18 protein-coding genes are annotated in these 17400 nt (G+C 41.8%); 8 read left to right on the plus strand and 10 right to left on the minus strand.

Going from position 1 to position 17400, the window contains the following annotated elements; genetic code table 11:
* The first annotated feature begins 306 nt into the window (after window positions 1-306).
* On the plus strand, window positions 307-1044 hold the full coding sequence (carO, locus tag F975_RS06325) for an ornithine uptake porin CarO (RefSeq protein ID WP_004751468.1): 738 nt from the start codon (window positions 307-309) through the stop codon (window positions 1042-1044).
* Window positions 1045-1100: 56 nt separating this feature from the next.
* On the opposite strand, the gene F975_RS06330 is transcribed toward carO, so the two are convergent.
* The 9 genes from F975_RS06330 to F975_RS06370 form a co-directional block, all read right to left on the minus strand.
* Window positions 1101-1796: a methionine ABC transporter permease gene (locus F975_RS06330; protein ID WP_004751470.1), complete on the minus strand. Its 696-nt coding sequence runs from the start codon at window positions 1794-1796 to the stop codon at window positions 1101-1103.
* The gene (locus F975_RS06335) at window positions 1793-2818 is read right to left on the minus strand and encodes a methionine ABC transporter ATP-binding protein (RefSeq protein WP_004751472.1); all 1026 of its coding nucleotides are present in this window, start codon (window positions 2816-2818) and stop codon (window positions 1793-1795) included. The genes F975_RS06330 and F975_RS06335 overlap by 4 nt, the downstream gene beginning before the upstream one ends.
* A gap of 72 nt (window positions 2819-2890) precedes the next feature.
* Window positions 2891-3766 (minus strand): MetQ/NlpA family ABC transporter substrate-binding protein, encoded by an 876-nt coding sequence (locus F975_RS06340; RefSeq protein ID WP_004751475.1) that lies wholly within the window; start codon window positions 3764-3766, stop codon window positions 2891-2893.
* Between the two features lie 464 nt (window positions 3767-4230).
* A complete protein-coding gene (gene purD, locus F975_RS06345) occupies window positions 4231-5514 on the minus strand; it encodes a phosphoribosylamine--glycine ligase (protein WP_004751477.1) in 1284 nt (427 codons plus the stop codon).
* 97 nt (window positions 5515-5611) lie between these two features.
* Complete coding sequence (gene purH, locus F975_RS06350) at window positions 5612-7186, minus strand: bifunctional phosphoribosylaminoimidazolecarboxamide formyltransferase/IMP cyclohydrolase (protein WP_004751479.1); 1575 nt, start codon at window positions 7184-7186, stop codon at window positions 5612-5614.
* Window positions 7187-7255: 69 nt separating this feature from the next.
* Complete coding sequence (gene fis, locus F975_RS06355) at window positions 7256-7525, minus strand: DNA-binding transcriptional regulator Fis (protein WP_004751481.1); 270 nt, start codon at window positions 7523-7525, stop codon at window positions 7256-7258.
* 513 nt (window positions 7526-8038) lie between these two features.
* The gene (locus F975_RS06360) at window positions 8039-8869 is read right to left on the minus strand and encodes an MJ0042-type zinc finger domain-containing protein (RefSeq protein WP_004751482.1); all 831 of its coding nucleotides are present in this window, start codon (window positions 8867-8869) and stop codon (window positions 8039-8041) included.
* Between the two features lie 19 nt (window positions 8870-8888).
* On the minus strand, window positions 8889-9788 hold the full coding sequence (gene prmA, locus F975_RS06365) for a 50S ribosomal protein L11 methyltransferase (protein WP_004751484.1): 900 nt from the start codon (window positions 9786-9788) through the stop codon (window positions 8889-8891).
* Window positions 9789-9918: 130 nt separating this feature from the next.
* On the minus strand, window positions 9919-10143 hold the full coding sequence (locus F975_RS06370) for a hypothetical protein (protein ID WP_034425816.1): 225 nt from the start codon (window positions 10141-10143) through the stop codon (window positions 9919-9921).
* Between the two features lie 459 nt (window positions 10144-10602).
* Between F975_RS06370 and rutD the strand changes: the two genes are divergently transcribed.
* Together rutD and F975_RS06380 are read left to right on the plus strand one after the other, a co-directional pair.
* Window positions 10603-11379 (plus strand): pyrimidine utilization protein D, encoded by a 777-nt coding sequence (gene rutD / locus F975_RS06375; RefSeq protein WP_004751489.1) that lies wholly within the window; start codon window positions 10603-10605, stop codon window positions 11377-11379.
* An 11-nt stretch (window positions 11380-11390) separates the two neighbouring features.
* On the plus strand, window positions 11391-11990 hold the full coding sequence (locus F975_RS06380) for a malonic semialdehyde reductase (protein WP_004751491.1): 600 nt from the start codon (window positions 11391-11393) through the stop codon (window positions 11988-11990).
* 49 nt (window positions 11991-12039) lie between these two features.
* On the opposite strand, the gene F975_RS06385 is transcribed toward F975_RS06380, so the two are convergent.
* Window positions 12040-12687, minus strand: a complete 648-nt coding sequence (locus tag F975_RS06385; protein WP_004751493.1) for a TetR family transcriptional regulator C-terminal domain-containing protein — start codon at window positions 12685-12687, stop codon at window positions 12040-12042.
* A 289-nt stretch (window positions 12688-12976) separates the two neighbouring features.
* Between F975_RS06385 and rutA the strand changes: the two genes are divergently transcribed.
* The 5 genes from rutA (at window position 12977) to F975_RS06410 (ending at window position 17265) form a co-directional block, all read left to right on the plus strand.
* Window positions 12977-14095, plus strand: coding sequence for a pyrimidine utilization protein A (rutA, locus tag F975_RS06390; RefSeq protein WP_004751495.1), 1119 nt, complete (start codon window positions 12977-12979; stop codon window positions 14093-14095).
* Window positions 14092-14832, plus strand: a complete 741-nt coding sequence (gene rutB, locus F975_RS06395) for a pyrimidine utilization protein B (protein ID WP_004751496.1) — start codon at window positions 14092-14094, stop codon at window positions 14830-14832. Before rutA ends, rutB begins: the two co-directional genes overlap by 4 nt.
* A gap of 12 nt (window positions 14833-14844) precedes the next feature.
* The gene (gene rutC, locus F975_RS06400; protein WP_004751498.1) at window positions 14845-15225 is read left to right on the plus strand and encodes a pyrimidine utilization protein C; all 381 of its coding nucleotides are present in this window, start codon (window positions 14845-14847) and stop codon (window positions 15223-15225) included.
* Window positions 15226-15294: 69 nt separating this feature from the next.
* On the plus strand, window positions 15295-15888 hold the full coding sequence (rutF, locus tag F975_RS06405; RefSeq protein ID WP_004751500.1) for an NADH-dependent FMN reductase RutF: 594 nt from the start codon (window positions 15295-15297) through the stop codon (window positions 15886-15888).
* Between the two features lie 30 nt (window positions 15889-15918).
* The gene (locus F975_RS06410; protein ID WP_004751502.1) at window positions 15919-17265 is read left to right on the plus strand and encodes a solute carrier family 23 protein; all 1347 of its coding nucleotides are present in this window, start codon (window positions 15919-15921) and stop codon (window positions 17263-17265) included.
* The last annotated feature ends 135 nt before the right edge of the window (window positions 17266-17400 follow it).

Below are 17400 nucleotides of genomic sequence, written 5' to 3' on the forward strand. Positions count from 1 at the left end.
AAAACGAGTGCATGCGATTGAAAAAATAGCAAAACGATCAAGATTTCAGAAAAAGCGGCATCATGGTTTAGCTTAAGAAAATCTGATATGTGTGATTTGGTTATTTCATGTGTATCGGCGAGATTTTATTATTTTGATTTAAAATGGTTTTTTTTAATATTTTATTTGGATAATTTGAAAAAACGTATTAAAAAATAACATAAACTCAGCAAATTTTGCATAAAAATCACCCATTTTCAACTTAATATGTCCAGCCATAATAGCAATACAACCCGTGGAAATTCACGATTGGTCAGGAGAAGCATCATGAAGAACATTCAGAAAATTCTGGTTGCCTCGGCACTGGTTTCAATTACAGGTGTAGTCATGGCAGATGAACCAGTCATTACTGAACCAGGCAATACCTATAAAACTTATTTGCCAAGTTCATTTCGTGCTGAAGCAGGGACAACTGGTTATGGCGGGGCATTTACATGGGATGTCAATCCCTATGTAGGTGTAAGTTTAGGCTATAATGGTGGTGATATTAACTGGCGTAATAACATTAAGAGTCATGGAACTAAATATGACCTGAATCAGGACAACAACAATAACGTCTACTTAAATGCAGAAATGCACCCTTGGGGAGCAAGCGGTAATCATTTTGCCAAATCGGTATATGTTGCAGCAGGGGCAGCATATCTGGACAATGATTACAAGCTGACCTCAAAGTCCAACAATGGCAATGTCATCGTTAATGACAACAAATATAACATTACAGGCAATATTACAGGTCAAATGAAATACAAAAACGAGATTGCCCCATATGTCGGAATTGGTGCGCGTCCAATGCTGAGTGAGCACTGGGGTGTCTTTGGTGAAGTGGGAGCATACTATACCGATAATCCAGCGGTGACATTGACCTCGAATGCAGCGGTGAATACACCGAGTGGTTCAGATGCTCAGTTCCAGAGTGACTTGAAAGCACAGGAAAATCAAATCGCCAATCAAGATAAATACAAATGGTTGCCTTCCGCCAAAGTCGGCGTGATTTACCGTTTCTAATCGTAACGCATAAAAAATGCCATCATTGGATGGCATTTTTTATTTATAGCATTGATTTAACGTAATTTGGCAAGCCAAGTACCGAGCGTTTGCACAATCTGAACCAAAATCAATAGCACAATCACGGTTAAAATTACCACGCTACTGTCAAAGCGCTGATAACCATAAGAAATTGCCAAATCACCAATCCCGCCTGCGCCGACAGCACCTGCCATAGCAGTTGCACCGATCAGGCTAATGGTGGCTGTGGTCATGTTTAAAATCAGGGAGCTACGCGCTTCAGGTAAAATAAACTTGAAAATGATTTGCCAAGGTGTTGCACCCATTGACTGTGCCGATTCGATAATCCCTTCATTGACTTCAAGCAATGAAGTTTCGATCAGGCGTCCCATGTAGGGGCCCACATAGATGGTCAGTGGCACAATCGCTGCCCATGTGCCAATCGATGTTCCCACGAGCCATTGGGTAAATGGAATCACCGCAATGAGTAAAATAATAAATGGCAGTGAACGCAAGGCATTTACAATCGGGTTGAGGACATGATAAATCACAGGGTTTGGCAAAATGCCTGCTGGGCGCGTAACCAATAGCACAATCGCCTGAATGAGCCCCCAGATTCCACCAAAAATCAGGGAGAAGAACACCATTTGAAAGGTTTCTTGCAAGGCAGTGACAAACTGATCAATGCTTAAAGAACTGTGCCAGAACGGCTGAGTGACTTCAGTCAACCATTGTACAATCCAGTCTCTCATGATTGTTCTCCTTGCTGACGAACTTCAACCCCTTGCTGTTTGAGGTAGTCTGTTGCTTGAGCAACAATAGCAGCATCCCCCAAAATCTGTACAAACATCTGACCAATCACTGTACCGTCAATTTCCGTCATGTTGGCAAACAAAATATTCAGGCTAATATCAAACTGTTTGATCATGGCCTGAATCACAGGTTGCTGTGCCGACTGACCTAAAAATTGCAAGCAATAAATGCTATGTTCATGCTGATGCTCAAGCTGCTTAAGAATATTGCGTGGCAATTGTTGCTGTAGCACAGTCTGAATAAAGTTTTTGGTGGTCGGTTGCTGTGGCTTACTGAAAATATCAACCGTTCTACCTGTTTCGATAACTTTCCCTGACTCCATGACTGCAACATAATCACAGACACTTTCGATCACATCCATTTCGTGGGTGACCATGACAATCGTAATATTTTGTTCTTTATTGATTTTTTTCAATAAAGCCAAGACAGATTGCGTCGTTTGTGGGTCAAGTGCAGAGGTTGCTTCATCGCACAGCAAAATTTTAGGATGATTGGCAAGCGCACGGGCAATCCCGACACGCTGTTTTTGACCACCAGACAGTTCGTCAGGGTAGGCATTTTTTTTATGACCCAGATCAATAAAGGACAGCAATTCATCTAAACGAGCCTGACGTTTTTCTTTACTGACGCCGAGTAATTTCATTGGCATTTCAATATTTTCTGCTACCGTCTTGGTTTCAAGCAAATTGAAGTGCTGGAAAATCATGCCAATATTGGCACGTTCCTGACGTAATGCACGCGCATCTAAAGCAGTAAAATCTTTGTCATGAATAATAACCTGACCTTCAGTTGGGCGTTCCAACAAGTTGATCAAACGAATTAACGTACTTTTACCTGCGCCACTATAGCCAATAATGCCAAAGATACTGCCTTCGGGAATCTCGAGATTGATCTGATCGAGCGCGCGCAGTGTTTGCCCTTTGAGCTGATAGTGTTTTGAAATGTTTTTAAATTGAATCATGTGGTCAAAAACTATGCGAAAAAGAAAAAACAGGCAAAGAAGCTTTGCCTGTTCGTTGGCAACATTATATGACTATTTGCTTTCAGTCAGGTAGCTGATTGGTTTATTTACATCTACTTTTGTGCCAGCAAAATGTTCTTGAACATATTTCTTCACGGCTTCAGTGTGGTAAAGCTCGCCAAGTTTTTTCAGTGCAGGGTCATTTTTACGTGAGTCAGCAGTTGCAACAATGTTGACATTGAGCTTGGTTGATTGGTCGACTGGCTCATAATAAATTGAATCTTTCAGTACATTCAAACCACCTTCCATTGCCAAGGTATTGCCAAGAACAATGGCATCAACGTCATTTTTCGCACGTACTGCAGTTGCCATTTGAATTGGTTTAATGTCAATTTTCTTGGCGTTGTCAGTAATGTCGTTTGGCGTGCCTTTGGCTGGATCAAAACCAGTTTTTAGTTTGATTAGGCCTGCGCTTTGTAATAATAATAATGCGCGTGCTTCATTGGCTGCATCGTTAGGAATAGCAATGCTTGCACCTTGCGGGAACTGATCAACTTTCTTGTACTTGGTCGAGTAGATCCCCATTGGCTCAAGGTAAGTTGTCGAAACAGGCGCAATTTTCTTGTCATTGCTTGCATTGTAAGCGACTAGGTAAGCATACGATTGGAATGCGTTGGCATCGACTTCTTTGTTGGCAATCGCGGTGTTCATGGCAACATAGTCAGTGAAGTTTTGGACTTTGAGGTCAATCCCTGCTTTTTTGGTTTCAGGCAATGTTGCAATATAACGCCAGATATCAGCATCTGAACCTGTCGATGCCAATACGATTTTTTGCGGTTGACCTGCATCGGCAGCTTTAGTGTTGTTGCTTTGTTCAGGTGCATTTTTACTGCAACCAGTAGCAAGGAGTACGCTTGTACCTAAAACAACGCTCAATAATTTTTTCATGAGGTGTGTGTCCCTAAGTCAATAATGTTCAGTGTTTGGATGAAACTTCAGAACATGACAAATACATTCACTGACCGATCATAATTTCTACGCACTACTATATAGCAGCAAATATGCTGAAATCGATTATCGATGAGTGTGTTGAAAATGATGTTGATGCTTGTCAAGACTGATGTGTAGCAGACAGACAAGTCATAGATCAGTTACATCAGTGTGAGAATTGTGCTCATGATACCAAGAAAATAAAATGCACAATAGGGGAGCATATAGAATCTGTATGCTGCACGATTGATTTTCATTGAAATATTTTCACAAAATTATATCTGAGCCGGAAAGCTGGCAGTATAAAGTTTTGTCTTTTGAGGTCAAAACAATAAAAAACATAAATCATATGAAAATTTATGGTTAAGACTGCAAAAATAAAAACGCCCTCGAAAGAGCGTTTTTATTATAAAAATCGGAGTTTACGCTTGTTCGCGGGCAATCGCACGGTAACCGATGTCACTGCGGTATTGCATGCCATCAAAGGTAATCTGACCACAGACTTCCAATGCGTTGACTTGTGCTTCAATAACGCTGTCACCCAATGCGGTCACGCAGAGTACGCGACCACCTGAAGTGATGACTTGGCCTTTGGCATTGGTTGCTGTGCCTGCATGAAAGACTTTTGTGCCTTCAGGAGATTGACCTAAACCAGAAATCACATCGCCTTTGCGAACGCTTTCAGGGTAACCTTCTGCTGCAAGTACAATACCAATTGATTTACGCTCGTCCCACTGTGCTTCTGCAGGTAAGTTGCCTTCAAGACCTGCTTCAACCAAGTCAACCAATGATGACTGTAAACGCATCATGATCGGTTGCGTTTCTGGATCACCGAAACGGCAGTTGAACTCGATCACACGTGGTTGACCTTGTTCGTCAATCATTAAACCTGCATACAAGAAACCTATATAGACATGACCATCTGCGGCCATACCGTCAACAGTTGGGCGCATGATTTCAGTCATCACACGTTCAAATACGTCAGCTGTCACGACAGGAGCAGGAGAATACGCACCCATACCGCCTGTGTTTGGACCTTGGTCACCTTCAAAGATACGTTTGTGATCTTGTGAAGTTGCCATTGGTAAAATGTTTTGACCGTCGATCATACAGATGAAAGATGCTTCTTCGCCTGCAAGGAACTGTTCAATTACCACGCGTGAGCCAGCATCACCGAACTTGTTGCCTGCCAACATGTCATCAATTGCAGCAAACGCTTCGTCTTTGCTCATTGCAACGATCACGCCTTTGCCTGCAGCAAGACCATCAGCTTTAATCACAATTGGTGCGCCATGTTGTTCAACAAAGGCTTTCGCTGCATCCACTTCTGTGAATACATCATAAAAAGCAGTTGGAATGTTATGGCGTTTCAAGAAATGCTTGGCAAAAGCTTTTGAGCCTTCAAGTTGCGCAGCGTATTGAGTTGGGCCCCAAATTTTAAGACCTGCAGCACGACCAGCGTCTACCACACCATTCACAAGTGGTGCTTCTGGACCGACAATAACTAGAGCGACATCATTATTTTTTGCGAATTCAATGATCGCTGGATTGTCGAGAATATCCAGTTGTACATTTTCACATTTTTCTTCCGTTGCAGTACCTGCGTTACCTGGTGCTACAAAAACTTTGCTGACTTTTGCATCTTGCGCGATTTTCCATGCCAAAGCATGTTCACGACCACCGCTACCCAAAACGAGAATATTCATCGGTTCATACTCCATGAATCGAAATGGCACAAAGCCCTCAGCTATCAAATAGAGAGGACTTTGTGCAATGATCTATAATGTCTTAATTGTTGTTCAATTAGTGACGGAAATGACGCATACCTGTGAACACCATCGCAATGCCGTGTTCATCTGCTGCTGCAATCACTTCTTCATCGCGCATAGAACCACCCGGTTGGATGATACATTTAATGCCTGCTTTTGCAGCATTGTCGATACCGTCACGGAACGGGAAGAATGCGTCAGATGCCATAACTGCACCTTCAACTACTAGACCCGCATGTTCTGCTTTAATTGCAGCAATACGAGCTGAGTTTACGCGGCTCATTTGACCTGCGCCAACACCGATAGTTTGACGACCTTTTGCATAAACAATCGCGTTTGACTTCACGTATTTCGCAACTTTCCAAGCAAAGATCAAGTCATCAATTTCTTGTTCAGTTGGAGCAACTTTAGTCACAACTTTCAAGTCAGAAGCTTTGATCATGCCTAAGTCTTGGTCTTGAACTAGCAAGCCGCCATTGACGCGTTTGTAGTCAAGTTGTGGAGTGCGTGCATCGATTGCAGGAAGTTCACCACAAACCAATACGCGAACATTTTTCTTCGCGCCAGTCACTTCAAGTACGCCTTCAGCAATACTTGGTGCGATGATCACTTCAACGAACTGGCGTTCAACAATTGCTTTAGCTGTTTCAACATCTAACTCGCGGTTAAATGCGATAATGCCACCAAATGCAGATTCAGGGTCAGTTGCATATGCCAAGTCATAGGCTGCTTTGATACCGTCTAAAGATACCGCAACGCCACAAGGGTTGGCATGTTTTACAATTACACATGCAGGTTTAGCAAAAGATTTCACACATTCAAGTGCTGCATCGGTATCTGCGATGTTGTTATAAGATAATTCTTTACCTTGTAACTGCTTAGATGTAGAAACTGATGCTTCTTTTGCAGCAGGGTCAACATAGAATGCAGCTGATTGATGCGGGTTTTCACCGTAACGAAGGTCTTGTGCTTTCACCAGTTGCGTGTTGAATGTACGCGCAAATTTATCTGCTTGACCTTCTTCTTTACCTACGCGAGCGCCAAGGTAAGATGCGATCATACCGTCATATTGAGCAGTATGTTCAAATGCTTTAACAGCCAAGTCGAAACGGGTTTCGTAAGACAATGCACCGTTGGCTTTGATTTCAGCAACAACAGTTGCATAGTCAGAAGCATTCACGATGATGCCGACAGAAGCATGGTTTTTTGCCGCAGCGCGAACCATGGTAGGACCACCGATGTCGATGTTTTCAATCGCATCTGCAAGTGAACAGTTTGGTTTTGCAACAGTTGCTGCAAATGGATAAAGGTTCACAATCACAAGATCAATCGGGTCGATGTTGTGTTCTTGCATAACCGCTTCATCTAAGCCGCGGCGAGCAAGGATACCACCATGAATTTTTGGATGTAGGGTTTTGACACGACCATCCATCATTTCAGGGAAGCCAGTATGTTCAGATACTTCAACGACAGCAATATTGTTGTCTTTAAGCAACTTATATGTACCGCCAGTAGAAAGAAGTTCAATACCCAAATTTGCAAGTTCTTGAGCAAATTCAACAATACCAGTCTTATCAGAAACTGAGATTAAAGCGCGCTTAATAGTCATGATTTTCAAGTCTTCAGATTAAACATTTAGGCAAAAAAAATGCCCACGACGACGTGAGCATTTTATCATTTATTCACTCATTAAACCGTGAGCTTTTAACTTTTTACGTAAAGTGCCACGGTTAAGTCCTAGAATCTCAGCGGCACGAGTCTGGTTGCCACGAGTGTATTCTAGAACCACAGATAAAAGAGGTTTCTCCATTTCTGCTAGCACCATGTCATATACCTGAGCAGGCTGCTCACCTTGCAATTGTGCAAAATAATGACGAACTGCGCGATCCACATGGATGCGAAGCGCTACATCAGATTGTGCAGTAAAAATAGGAGATTTGCTATTCATGCGTTTTAATCCGAATAATCTATAACCACTAGGGTAAAAGTGGTTGAGTTTATAAAAGGTTAAAAAATACCCAATTCAGCTTGTGAAGAGAATATTAAAAATAAGTAACTAGCTTGCCATACATTGTCTGTATCGGTTAAAAAATAAGCGTAACTTTTGTTAAAGAAATGTTACAGCCCAAATTTTAAAATAAAAAAACTGCTACATGCGCAATATGGGGATAATGCACATCTGGCAATTTATTTCATTATGGGAATTTCTACGAGATGTTTGTGTAGTCAAGCTTTCGTGGCGCGTATCATACCACTGTCATGTAAAAAGTGAGTAAAATTAATGCAAAAAATTGCTATTTTTTATCGTTTTTTTTAATTGAAAATATTTATAAAATTGCTTTTATAGATTATTGAAAAGCACAAATTCCTTCACTGAATAAAAAATATCAGAAACAGTGAAAACTTGTACAAAGCTATAGATTTAATTGATGGTTGGTGTTTGGGTATTTTTTTTTGTGATCTAGTTTAGAGATGTTTTGAGTTGTAATTTAAATGGTTGATGAGCGTCGTGTGACGGAATATCGATACGAAAATATTGAGTTTGTTTTGCGTCTATGTGTTGTTTATGTTGTTGCTGAAGTGGTAGGTAATGCGTAGGCATAAAGCTGAATACTTTTTGCGCGGTAATGATTTGTATGCTCGGTAAACTTTGTGGGTGATCACTATTATTCACCAGTTTTCCTGTAATCGTGGTTAATCCGGGGTAGTCTTTATCAAAATGGGTTGTTTCAACTTGTAACGCATTGACGGTTTTAGTGCTGCATTTGACCATGCTGCATGTGTGAGTTGAAAAAATCGCCAGTAAAGGGAACTGCTGTTTCAGGTCGTTATTGTTATTGGTAATCTGACTCACGACAAACCCAAACACGATAATATTCAGAACAAATAGAAATACGTGAATACTTAAGTTAAAAAATCGAGTTGAGGTGTTTTTTGAAAAATTAAAAAAAGAATCAGGCTTTTTAAAATCAAACCGATGCTCTTCACTAAACTGGTGACTATTTAGGTAATTGAGCAAATCGATATTTGATGAATCAAGTTTACGGTCAAAAATAGCCAAAACTGTCTCCGCACCGCCACGTTCATGAATTTGATGGTGGGTGAGTAACGTAACATTCTGAAATTGGCTGTCTAATTGTATAACATAAGGCGAATGGCTTAGTAATTCATACGCGTTAAAATTGTGGTCACATTTGGCACAACAAACCATGCCCTGTGCAATCGACAGCTGAGTTGGGGAAATCAGATATTGTGTCTTGCAGTTTGGGCATTGGGTTTGTATGTCACACATAGTGATTGCCTAAAACGGATTAGCTTTGGCGTTTACCTGAAATACGGCACCAGTTTTCTTCGCGTTTTTCGATGTTCAAGATATCAAAGAATTCTTGATAAACTCCAGAAACATCTTCGACTTGCTCTTCAATGACGCCTGCTAGAGCAAATTCACCGTCAGCTTTCAGTAATTTAGCAAATTCTGGTGCAAGTGCCATGAGAGGGGCAGCTAAAATATTGGCGACCAAAACATCTGCCTGTTGGCTCTTGAACTCAGCGTTAAATTCTTCTGGTAAACCAACAAACAAACGGTCAAGTACCCCATTGAGTTCAGCATTTTGTTTGGTTGCAAGTACAGCTTGCGGATCAATATCCGTTGCATAAACTTTTTTCGCACCCAATAGAAGTGCTGCAACACCTAAAATGCCAGAACCGCAGCCATAATCAACCACAATTTTGTCTTTAAGATCAATGCTACCGAGCCATTGTAAACATAAGAAAGTACTTGCGTGATTACCTGTACCAAACGCTAGACCTGGATCAAGTTTAATGTTGGTTGCATCTGCATCGGGCGCTTCTAGCCATTCAGGAACAATCCAGAATTTTTCAGCGATCTGGATTGGCTCATAATAGTCCATCCATGCACGTTCCCATGCTTGATCTTCAAGTTCGTCAAAACGTACAGGCGCTTCAGGAAGTTGTTCCTGAACAAATTTGATCAGGCTATCAACATCGATTTGTTCGTTGTCATCTTGTTGGTAGATGCCTGTTACAATTACTTTGTTCCAAAGTGGAGTTTCGCCTGGAAGTGGCTCAAGCAATGCCTGATCTTCAGCATCATCTAGAGTGACACTGACTGCGCCCAAAGAAAGTAACAATGTTTCAGTAAAATCAACTTGTGCTTGATCAACAGTAATATGTATTTGTAACCACTTCACGCAAATAACCTAAATGTTTAGAACAAAGCGGTATTGTAACGAAATCAGCTGCGCTTGGGGAGTTTGTACACTTATATGTCTCAAAATAAAATAACCACCGCGTTGAGGGTGGTTATTTTACAACTCAGGACTATTGAATTGGGCAAGTCAGCTGATTTAATTCTTTACGGCTAAAACCACGTGAGAGTAGTATGCGCTTGATTCCTGTTATTACATCCTCATCCTGAGTTAAAGCTAAAGTTTGAAGGAGCTGTTCATTGGATTTACAAGCACAATCATTTTCAACCCATGCCGCATGATTTTTGCGGTCATTTGTGCTGTCTTGTGCACCAAAAAATTTCTGCAAAAAACTCATAAAGCCTTCATAACGCAACCTAAGATAGTTCGAAATATAATTTAAAAAAATAAAAAAACAAGTTGGCGAAAGTTATGGGAAAAATGGAGATTGTGTTGAGCAACAGTGGTTTTCATGAAATTGTAATCAAAAACAAGTAAATAAATTTATGATAGTTGTCATATTTATTTACAAATTCATGCGTATGGTCTGTATGGCATGATTTGATCAATCAAACACTAAAGTGAGCTATTTATACTTTAAAATTGAAATTATGCTTGAGCTTGAATAAGTTTGAATTTTTATTTTTTGGTATAAATTTCAAAAAAACCTATCTTGATTAGATTTAAAATTTTCTGCTAAGCATATTATTTTTTAATATAAATAAAATATTTATAAGGCAATACAATAATTCATTATTCTAAAACTGGCATTTTAATTGCTAATAAAACAATAAATTTGGACTATTTGGTTTAAAAAATGGCAGTTTCTTTTTATCGGTCAGTACGCTCTCAAGCCAAAACAGTGGTTTTGAGTTCGGGTTTGGGTGGGCATGCACAGTATTGGCAAGCGCAAATTACGCATTTGCAGCAACAGTTCCATGTGCTGACTTATGATCAGGCTGGGGTTTTACCTGGGAGTGAAATCTTACCAGATGGGTATAACTTACCCATGATGGCAGATGAGTTGCGGCAGATTTTAGAAGAGCAGCAAATCGCCCAGTGTCATTTTGTTGGGCATGCTTTGGGTGGTTTTATTGGTTTGGAACTGGCACGTCAGGCACCACAACTTGTAGAAAAACTGGTGCTGGTCAATGCATGGGATCGACTCGATGCTCATACCAATCGGTGTTTTGCCACACGTTTAACTTTGTTGCGGCAAGCAGGCATAGCTGTCTATGTACAGGCACAAGCCTTGTTTTTATATCCACCTGCATGGATTTCAAAACACGACCAACAACTTGCTCGGCAAGAGCAACAGGCGATTGCCCATTTTGCACCTTTAGGAAATGTAGAAAAGCGGTTAGCGGCATTACGTCAATATCAACCCGAACAGACTGCACGTGAGGTATCTCATCCTGTTTTGGTGATTGCCAATCAGGATGATTTTTTGGTGCCTTGGCAACGTGGTTTGGCACTTTCCCGTTTAATTCCACATGCTGATTTTGAGTTGTATCCAACAGGCGGGCATGCCAGTAGTGTGACCCAGCCCGATTGGTTTAATTCGTGTGTATTGCAATATTTATGTTCTGAATAAGGAAAACCTGTATGAATAACCTCAATTTGAAACTAGAACATGATGCTTTAGAAAAATTGTTTAGTGAAGCGCGGACACATAATGCATGGCAAGACAAAGCTATTGCACCTGAACTGCTACAGGAGCTTTATGATGTGTTAAAAATGGCGCCCACTTCAGCCAATTGTTCACCTGCGCGGTTTGTGTTTATCCAAAGCGCAGAAGCCAAAGCCAAACTTAAACCTGCGTTATCTTCAGGCAATGTAGAAAAAACCATGACTGCACCTGTGACAGTTTTGGTGGCGTATGACAGCGAGTTTTATGAAAAACTGCCTGAACTGTTTCCACATGGCAATGCCAAATCATGGTTTACCTCTAGCCCCGAGCTGGCACATGAAACTGCATTTCGTAATAGCTCCATGCAGGCAGCCTATCTGATTTTGGCATGTCGTAGTTTGGGTTTGGATACAGGCCCAATGTCGGGTTTTAACCCAACTTTAGTGGATGAAAGCTTTTTGTCAGGCACCACATGGAAAAGCAATCTACTGATCAATATTGGTTATGGCAATCCTGAGAAGCTTTATGGGCGTTTGCCACGTTTAAGTTTTGAAGATGCCTGCCAGATCGTTTAAGTTTTCCTCAGATGACAGGTGACTTGACCTGTCATCTTGGCTTTTTATCTTAACTTTCAGCAACCGCAGGAATCAGACTCTCGATTAAGAGTTGCTTCGAAGTTACCAGTGCTTCCTGATAGAAGTTTTTATTTTTAAGGCTTTTGCCTGAAATGGCTTGAGTTTGTACTGCAAAATCCGAATAGTGCTGTGTCACTGCCCAAATATGAATAATTAAGTGCAGTGCTGATACAGGCTTTAAACGACCTTGTTCAATCCAGTCATTAATTACTGCAGTTTTTTGCTGTACCAGTTTTTTCAGTGAATTTTTTAAAATCGTGCTGATATGTGGCGCGCCTTGCATCATTTCCAGCGCATATAAACGTGAAGCTTGCGGAGAATCTTTGGCAAGCTGAAATTTGGCTTCAATATAACTGCCCAGTGCCTGTGCAGGGTCTTGCTGTTTTTCCAGTTGATTCAGCGGCATTAACCATGCGGTCAGTACTTGTGACAGTACCGCGACATATAAATCATCTTTCCCTGCAAAATAATAAAACAGATTTGATTTGGAAATGCCTGCCACATCGGCAATCTGTTCCATGCTTGCACCTTGTAGACCATAAGTCGAGAAAACATCCAACGCTGCCTGCAAAATCAGTTGTTGTTTTTGTTGTGCATTTCTACTTTTTTTTACAGAAATAAGTGGTTCATTGTGCATCGGGTCTAACCTGATTCTATTTTCAGGCAATTGTAGCAAATCCTTGTGCTGAAATAGGTATCACTGAAAGATTAGTGCGCGAAAAATGCACGAAGCTTGTGCGTGTATGTTTCAAATTAGACTGTAGTTGGACTAAATGGTCTAAATAATAAAACCATAAGATAAACTCAATATACTGAAATTTAATAATAAAAAATATTGGCATTTAAATTGCTTAATTGATTATACAAATACTGTGAGTGCACCACAGTCTTGATTTTTACACTTTATGAATAAACGAGGTGTCAGTATGCAAGTAGGTGTTTTCTGTCCAATTGGTAATAATGGCTGGCTCATTTCTAAAAATGCACCGCAATACAAGCCAACTTTTGAGCTGAACAAAGAAATTGTACAAAGTGCAGAGCAGTATGGTTTTGATTTTGCCTTATCGATGATCAAGTTGCGTGGTTTTGGCGGTGAAACCGAGTTTTGGGACTATAACCTAGAAAGTTTTACATTAATGTCTGGTTTGGCTGCCGTGACGTCTAAAATCAAGATCTATGCAACCGCAGCCACACTGGTCATGCCACCTGCGATTGTGGCGCGTATGGCAGCAACACTAGATTCGATTTCCAATGGGCGCTTTGGCTTAAATGTCGTGACAGGTTGGCAACGCCCCGAATACAGTCAAATGGGCATGTGGCCAGGCGATGAGTATTTTGGCAAGCGTTATCAGTATTTGTCGGAATACGTCCAAATTTTAAAACAACTTTGGGCAACGGGAAAATCAGACTTTAAAGGCGACTTTTTCCAGATGGATGATTGTCAGGTCAAGCCGCAGCCATCGAAAGATTTAAAAATGATCTGCGCAGGGCAGTCCGATGAAGGTTTAGCATTCTCTGCACAATACGCTGACTATAACTTTGTCTTTGGTAAAGGGGTCAATACACCAACTGCTTATGCTGCGATTAATGATCGTCTAAAAGCGCAAACCGATAAAACAGGGCGTGATGTGAGTACCTTTGTGCTGTTTATGCTGATTGCCGATGAAACCGATGAACAGGCTTTGGCGAAATGGCAAAGCTATAATGACGGTGCTGACATGCAAGCGATTCAGTGGTTGCAAGATCAGGGTGGCAAAGACAAAGTTTCAGGTAGTGACACCAACATTCACCACATGGCATCCAGTGTTTCACCCGTGAATATCAATATGGGAACGCTAGTGGGTTCGTATGCCAAAGTCGCTGCCATGCTGGATGAAATTGCCGAAGTAAAAGGCACGGAGGGCATTTTGTTGACCTTCGATGATTTTGTGCAAGGTGTTAAAGATTTTGGGGAAAAAATTCAACCATTAATGAAAAGCCGTACTTTGGCAGACAGTATTGTCCCAAGCCAAGTGACTGATCTTGCTATGGAGAAAAGCGCATGAACCATTCAACGATCCGTGCCAGTTTTACCCAAGCTACTGCACCGATTTTAAAAGCGGAACCTGAGTCGATTCAGCTTGATGCGAAACAAACCGCGTTAATCGTGGTGGATATGCAAAATGCCTATACCAGTCTAGGTGGCTATCTGGATCTTGCAGGGTTTGATGTATCCAAAACCCAGCCAGTCGTGAAACAGATTCAGCAGGCGATTGATGTGGCACATGCCGCAGGCATTCAGGTGATTTTCTTTAAAAATGGCTGGGATGCTGACTATGTTGAAGCAGGCGGCGAAGGTTCCCCGAATTTTCATAAATCCAATGCCATTAAAACCATGAAGAAAAAGCCCGAGCTACAAGGCAAACTGTTGTCAAAAGGCGGGTGGGACTATGAACTGATTGATGAACTGCAACCTGCATCACAGGATATTGTGATTGAAAAACCACGCTATAGCGGTTTCTTTCATACCCAACTGGACAGTATTTTACGTGCCAAAGGTATTCGCAATCTGGTGTTTACAGGGATTGCTACCAACGTCTGCGTGGAGTCAACCTTACGTGATGGCTTCTTTTTAGAATATTTCGGGGTGTTGCTCGATGATGCCTGCTATCAGGCAGGACCGGTCGAAGCGCATGAAGCGACTTTATTTAATGTCAAAACTTTCTTTGGTTGGGTGTCCGATACCCAGAGTTTTGCCGAAAGTTTTGCTCCAGTAACTCAGCCAATAGTTGAAGCAGTTTAAGGAGATTCAGCCATGCCAAAGAATGTGATTATTCCTGAAGGAACCAGTAAACCGCTTGCGCCGTATGTCCCTGCAACCAAAGCCGATAATATTGTCTATGTGTCGGGAACGTTAGCACTTGATGCCAATAACGAGGTGGTCTGTGTGAGTGATGCTGCAGGGCAAACCCGCTATGTGCTTGAAACTATTCAAAAGGTGATCACCACCGCAGGTGGCAGTATGGATGATGTGACGTTTAACTCAATTTTTATTCAGGATTGGGCGGATTATGCAGCAATCAATCAGGCTTATGCTGAATTTTTCCCAAATGATAAGCCTGCACGTTATTGTATTCAATGTGGTTTGGTCAAAGCTGAAGCCTTGGTTGAAATTGCTTCAGTCGCACATCTTTAATCAATTTTTCATGCAGCGATTTGCCCCTGTTTGAAGGGGGAAGGCGGCGATGTATGCAAGGAGCAAACCATGAGTATTTTACAACCGAGTTCACAAACGGCTGCTGCATTGAATAAAATGATGGCACAAACAGCAGCAGAAAATAATGTTCTTAAAACAACTACAGTGTTAAATGCAACCCAGCAACAGTTTCGTAATGCCATGAGTAATCTGGCGGCAGCCGTAAATATTGTCACCACCGATGGTGAAGCAGGTCGGGCAGGTTTTACCGCTTCAGCTGTGTGTAGTGTAACCGATAGCCCACCGACGCTATTGGTGTGCCTAAACCGCAACGCATCGGTGTATCCTGTATTCCAGTCAAACCAAGTGCTATGTGTGAATACATTGGCACAGCAACATACACAACTGTCGAATGTATTTGGTGGCAAAACGCCAATGCCAGAGCGCTTTGCTCAAGGGGTATGGACTTCTTTGAGTACAGGTTCACCTGTTTTAACTGATGCAGTGGTGGCGTTTGACTGTAAAATTAGACAAGTCGTGGCAATCGGCACACATGACATTTTGTTTTGTGAAGTACAAGATTTACAACTCAATCATACAGGTGCGCAGGGGCTGATCTATTTTGATCGCGCCTATCATCATTTGACACGTCATCAATCATGACAACACCTTGATAAACAAGGGAGTATTACTATGAAAGAAAGTTGGTTTAATCAATGGCGACCTTATCGAGGTAATCTAGAGCAAACCCCTGTTGCAACTAATGAATACCTACCTGCAGGGCAAACCCTTGTGCTGGGTATTCAGCATGCTTTCGCTATGTTTGGTGCGACGGTACTTGCACCGTTGTTGATGGGTTTTGATCCAAGCCTGACCATGCTGATTACAGGCATCGGCACGATTATTTTCTTCCTGATCACAGGTGGGCGCGTCCCAAGTTATTTGGGTTCAAGTTTTGCGTTTATTGGTGCGGTGGCTGCGGTGACAGGTTATAACGGAGTCGGTGCGAATCCACACATTGCACTGGCACTCGGCGGAATTATTGCTTGCGGCATTGTGTATATGTTGGTTGGTTTACTGGTGATGAAAATCGGCACGGTATGGATTGAAAACTTGCTACCGCCTGTGGTGACGGGTTCAATTGTGATGATTATTGGTTTAAACCTTGCACCCGTAACCATCAAAGGCGTATCGGGCAACAGCTTTGATACATGGATGGCGCTAGTCACTGTACTGTGTATCGGGGGAATTGCGGTTTTTACCAAAGGGATGTTGCGCCGCTTACTGTTACTGGTTGGTCTGTTGTTGTCGTATGCGCTGTATTTTGTCTTGGCGAATGTTCTGGGTTTGGGTAAACCGATTGATTTTGCTCCGATTGTCAATGCTGCATGGTTTGGTCTGCCAACCTTTCATCATCCTGAATTTAGCTTAAATGCCATGCTGTTGATTGCCCCTGTGGCGATTATTCTGATTGCTGAAAACTTAGGGCATTTTAAAGCCGTAAGTGGCATGACGGGACAAAATATCTCGCCGTATATGGGACGTGCCTTTTTTGCAGATGGTTTGTGTACCGCGTTGTCTGCATCGATCGGTGGTACAGGCATGACCACCTATGCAGAAAATATCGGGGTGATGGCTGCGACGCGCATTTATTCTACCTTGGTGTTTGTGATTGCAGGTGTGTTTGCAATGTTACTGGGCTTGTCACCAAAATTTGGCACGTTAGTCAGTACTATTCCCGTTGCGATTTTAGGTGGGGCATCAATTGTGGTTTTTGGTCTGATTACCATTGCAGGTGCTCGGATTTGGATGAGCAATCAGGTCGATCTTACTCAAAATGGCAATATGTTAGTGGCTGCAATCACCATCATTATGGGGACAGGCAATTATTCATTGCATATCGGGCAGTTTGATCTGGGCGGGATCGGGACAGCAACCTTTGCTGCAATTTTATTGAATCTGGTCTTAAACCGAAAATCGATGCAACCCCAATTGACTCAAGGGCCTGCATTAAGCGAATCGCAGATTGTATCTAAATAACAAGAGTCAGATATAAAATCTCTAGAGAAATAGGATACGTGAAAGTGTCAGTTGCATGTTTGAGGCCAGGGTTGAATTTACAAGATGCTGTTTTTCAATGGTTTAATTGAATTGATGGTATTTGACCGAGTTTGC

The organism is Acinetobacter brisouisimilis (assembly GCF_000368265.1).
Taxonomy (GTDB): domain Bacteria; phylum Pseudomonadota; class Gammaproteobacteria; order Pseudomonadales; family Moraxellaceae; genus Acinetobacter.

Coding starts and splice junctions, on each gene's coding strand:
- F975_RS06335 (WP_004751472.1), bottom strand. CDS start 2,818: ATGATTCAATTTAAAAACATTTCAAAACACTATCAGCTCAAAGGGCAA.
- fis (WP_004751481.1), bottom strand. CDS start 7,525: ATGAATAGCAAATCTCCTATTTTTACTGCACAATCTGATGTAGCGCTT.
- purD (WP_004751477.1), bottom strand. CDS start 5,514: ATGAATATTCTCGTTTTGGGTAGCGGTGGTCGTGAACATGCTTTGGCA.
- purH (WP_004751479.1), bottom strand. CDS start 7,186: ATGACTATTAAGCGCGCTTTAATCTCAGTTTCTGATAAGACTGGTATT.
- rutC (WP_004751498.1), top strand. CDS start 14,845: ATGCCAAAGAATGTGATTATTCCTGAAGGAACCAGTAAACCGCTTGCG.
- F975_RS06385 (WP_004751493.1), bottom strand. CDS start 12,687: ATGCACAATGAACCACTTATTTCTGTAAAAAAAAGTAGAAATGCACAA.
- F975_RS06410 (WP_004751502.1), top strand. CDS start 15,919: ATGAAAGAAAGTTGGTTTAATCAATGGCGACCTTATCGAGGTAATCTA.
- rutD (WP_004751489.1), top strand. CDS start 10,603: ATGGCAGTTTCTTTTTATCGGTCAGTACGCTCTCAAGCCAAAACAGTG.
- F975_RS06340 (WP_004751475.1), bottom strand. CDS start 3,766: ATGAAAAAATTATTGAGCGTTGTTTTAGGTACAAGCGTACTCCTTGCT.
- carO (WP_004751468.1), top strand. CDS start 307: ATGAAGAACATTCAGAAAATTCTGGTTGCCTCGGCACTGGTTTCAATT.
- rutF (WP_004751500.1), top strand. CDS start 15,295: ATGAGTATTTTACAACCGAGTTCACAAACGGCTGCTGCATTGAATAAA.
- rutA (WP_004751495.1), top strand. CDS start 12,977: ATGCAAGTAGGTGTTTTCTGTCCAATTGGTAATAATGGCTGGCTCATT.
- F975_RS06370 (WP_034425816.1), bottom strand. CDS start 10,143: ATGAGTTTTTTGCAGAAATTTTTTGGTGCACAAGACAGCACAAATGAC.
- F975_RS06380 (WP_004751491.1), top strand. CDS start 11,391: ATGAATAACCTCAATTTGAAACTAGAACATGATGCTTTAGAAAAATTG.
- F975_RS06330 (WP_004751470.1), bottom strand. CDS start 1,796: ATGAGAGACTGGATTGTACAATGGTTGACTGAAGTCACTCAGCCGTTC.
- rutB (WP_004751496.1), top strand. CDS start 14,092: ATGAACCATTCAACGATCCGTGCCAGTTTTACCCAAGCTACTGCACCG.
- F975_RS06360 (WP_004751482.1), bottom strand. CDS start 8,869: ATGTGTGACATACAAACCCAATGCCCAAACTGCAAGACACAATATCTG.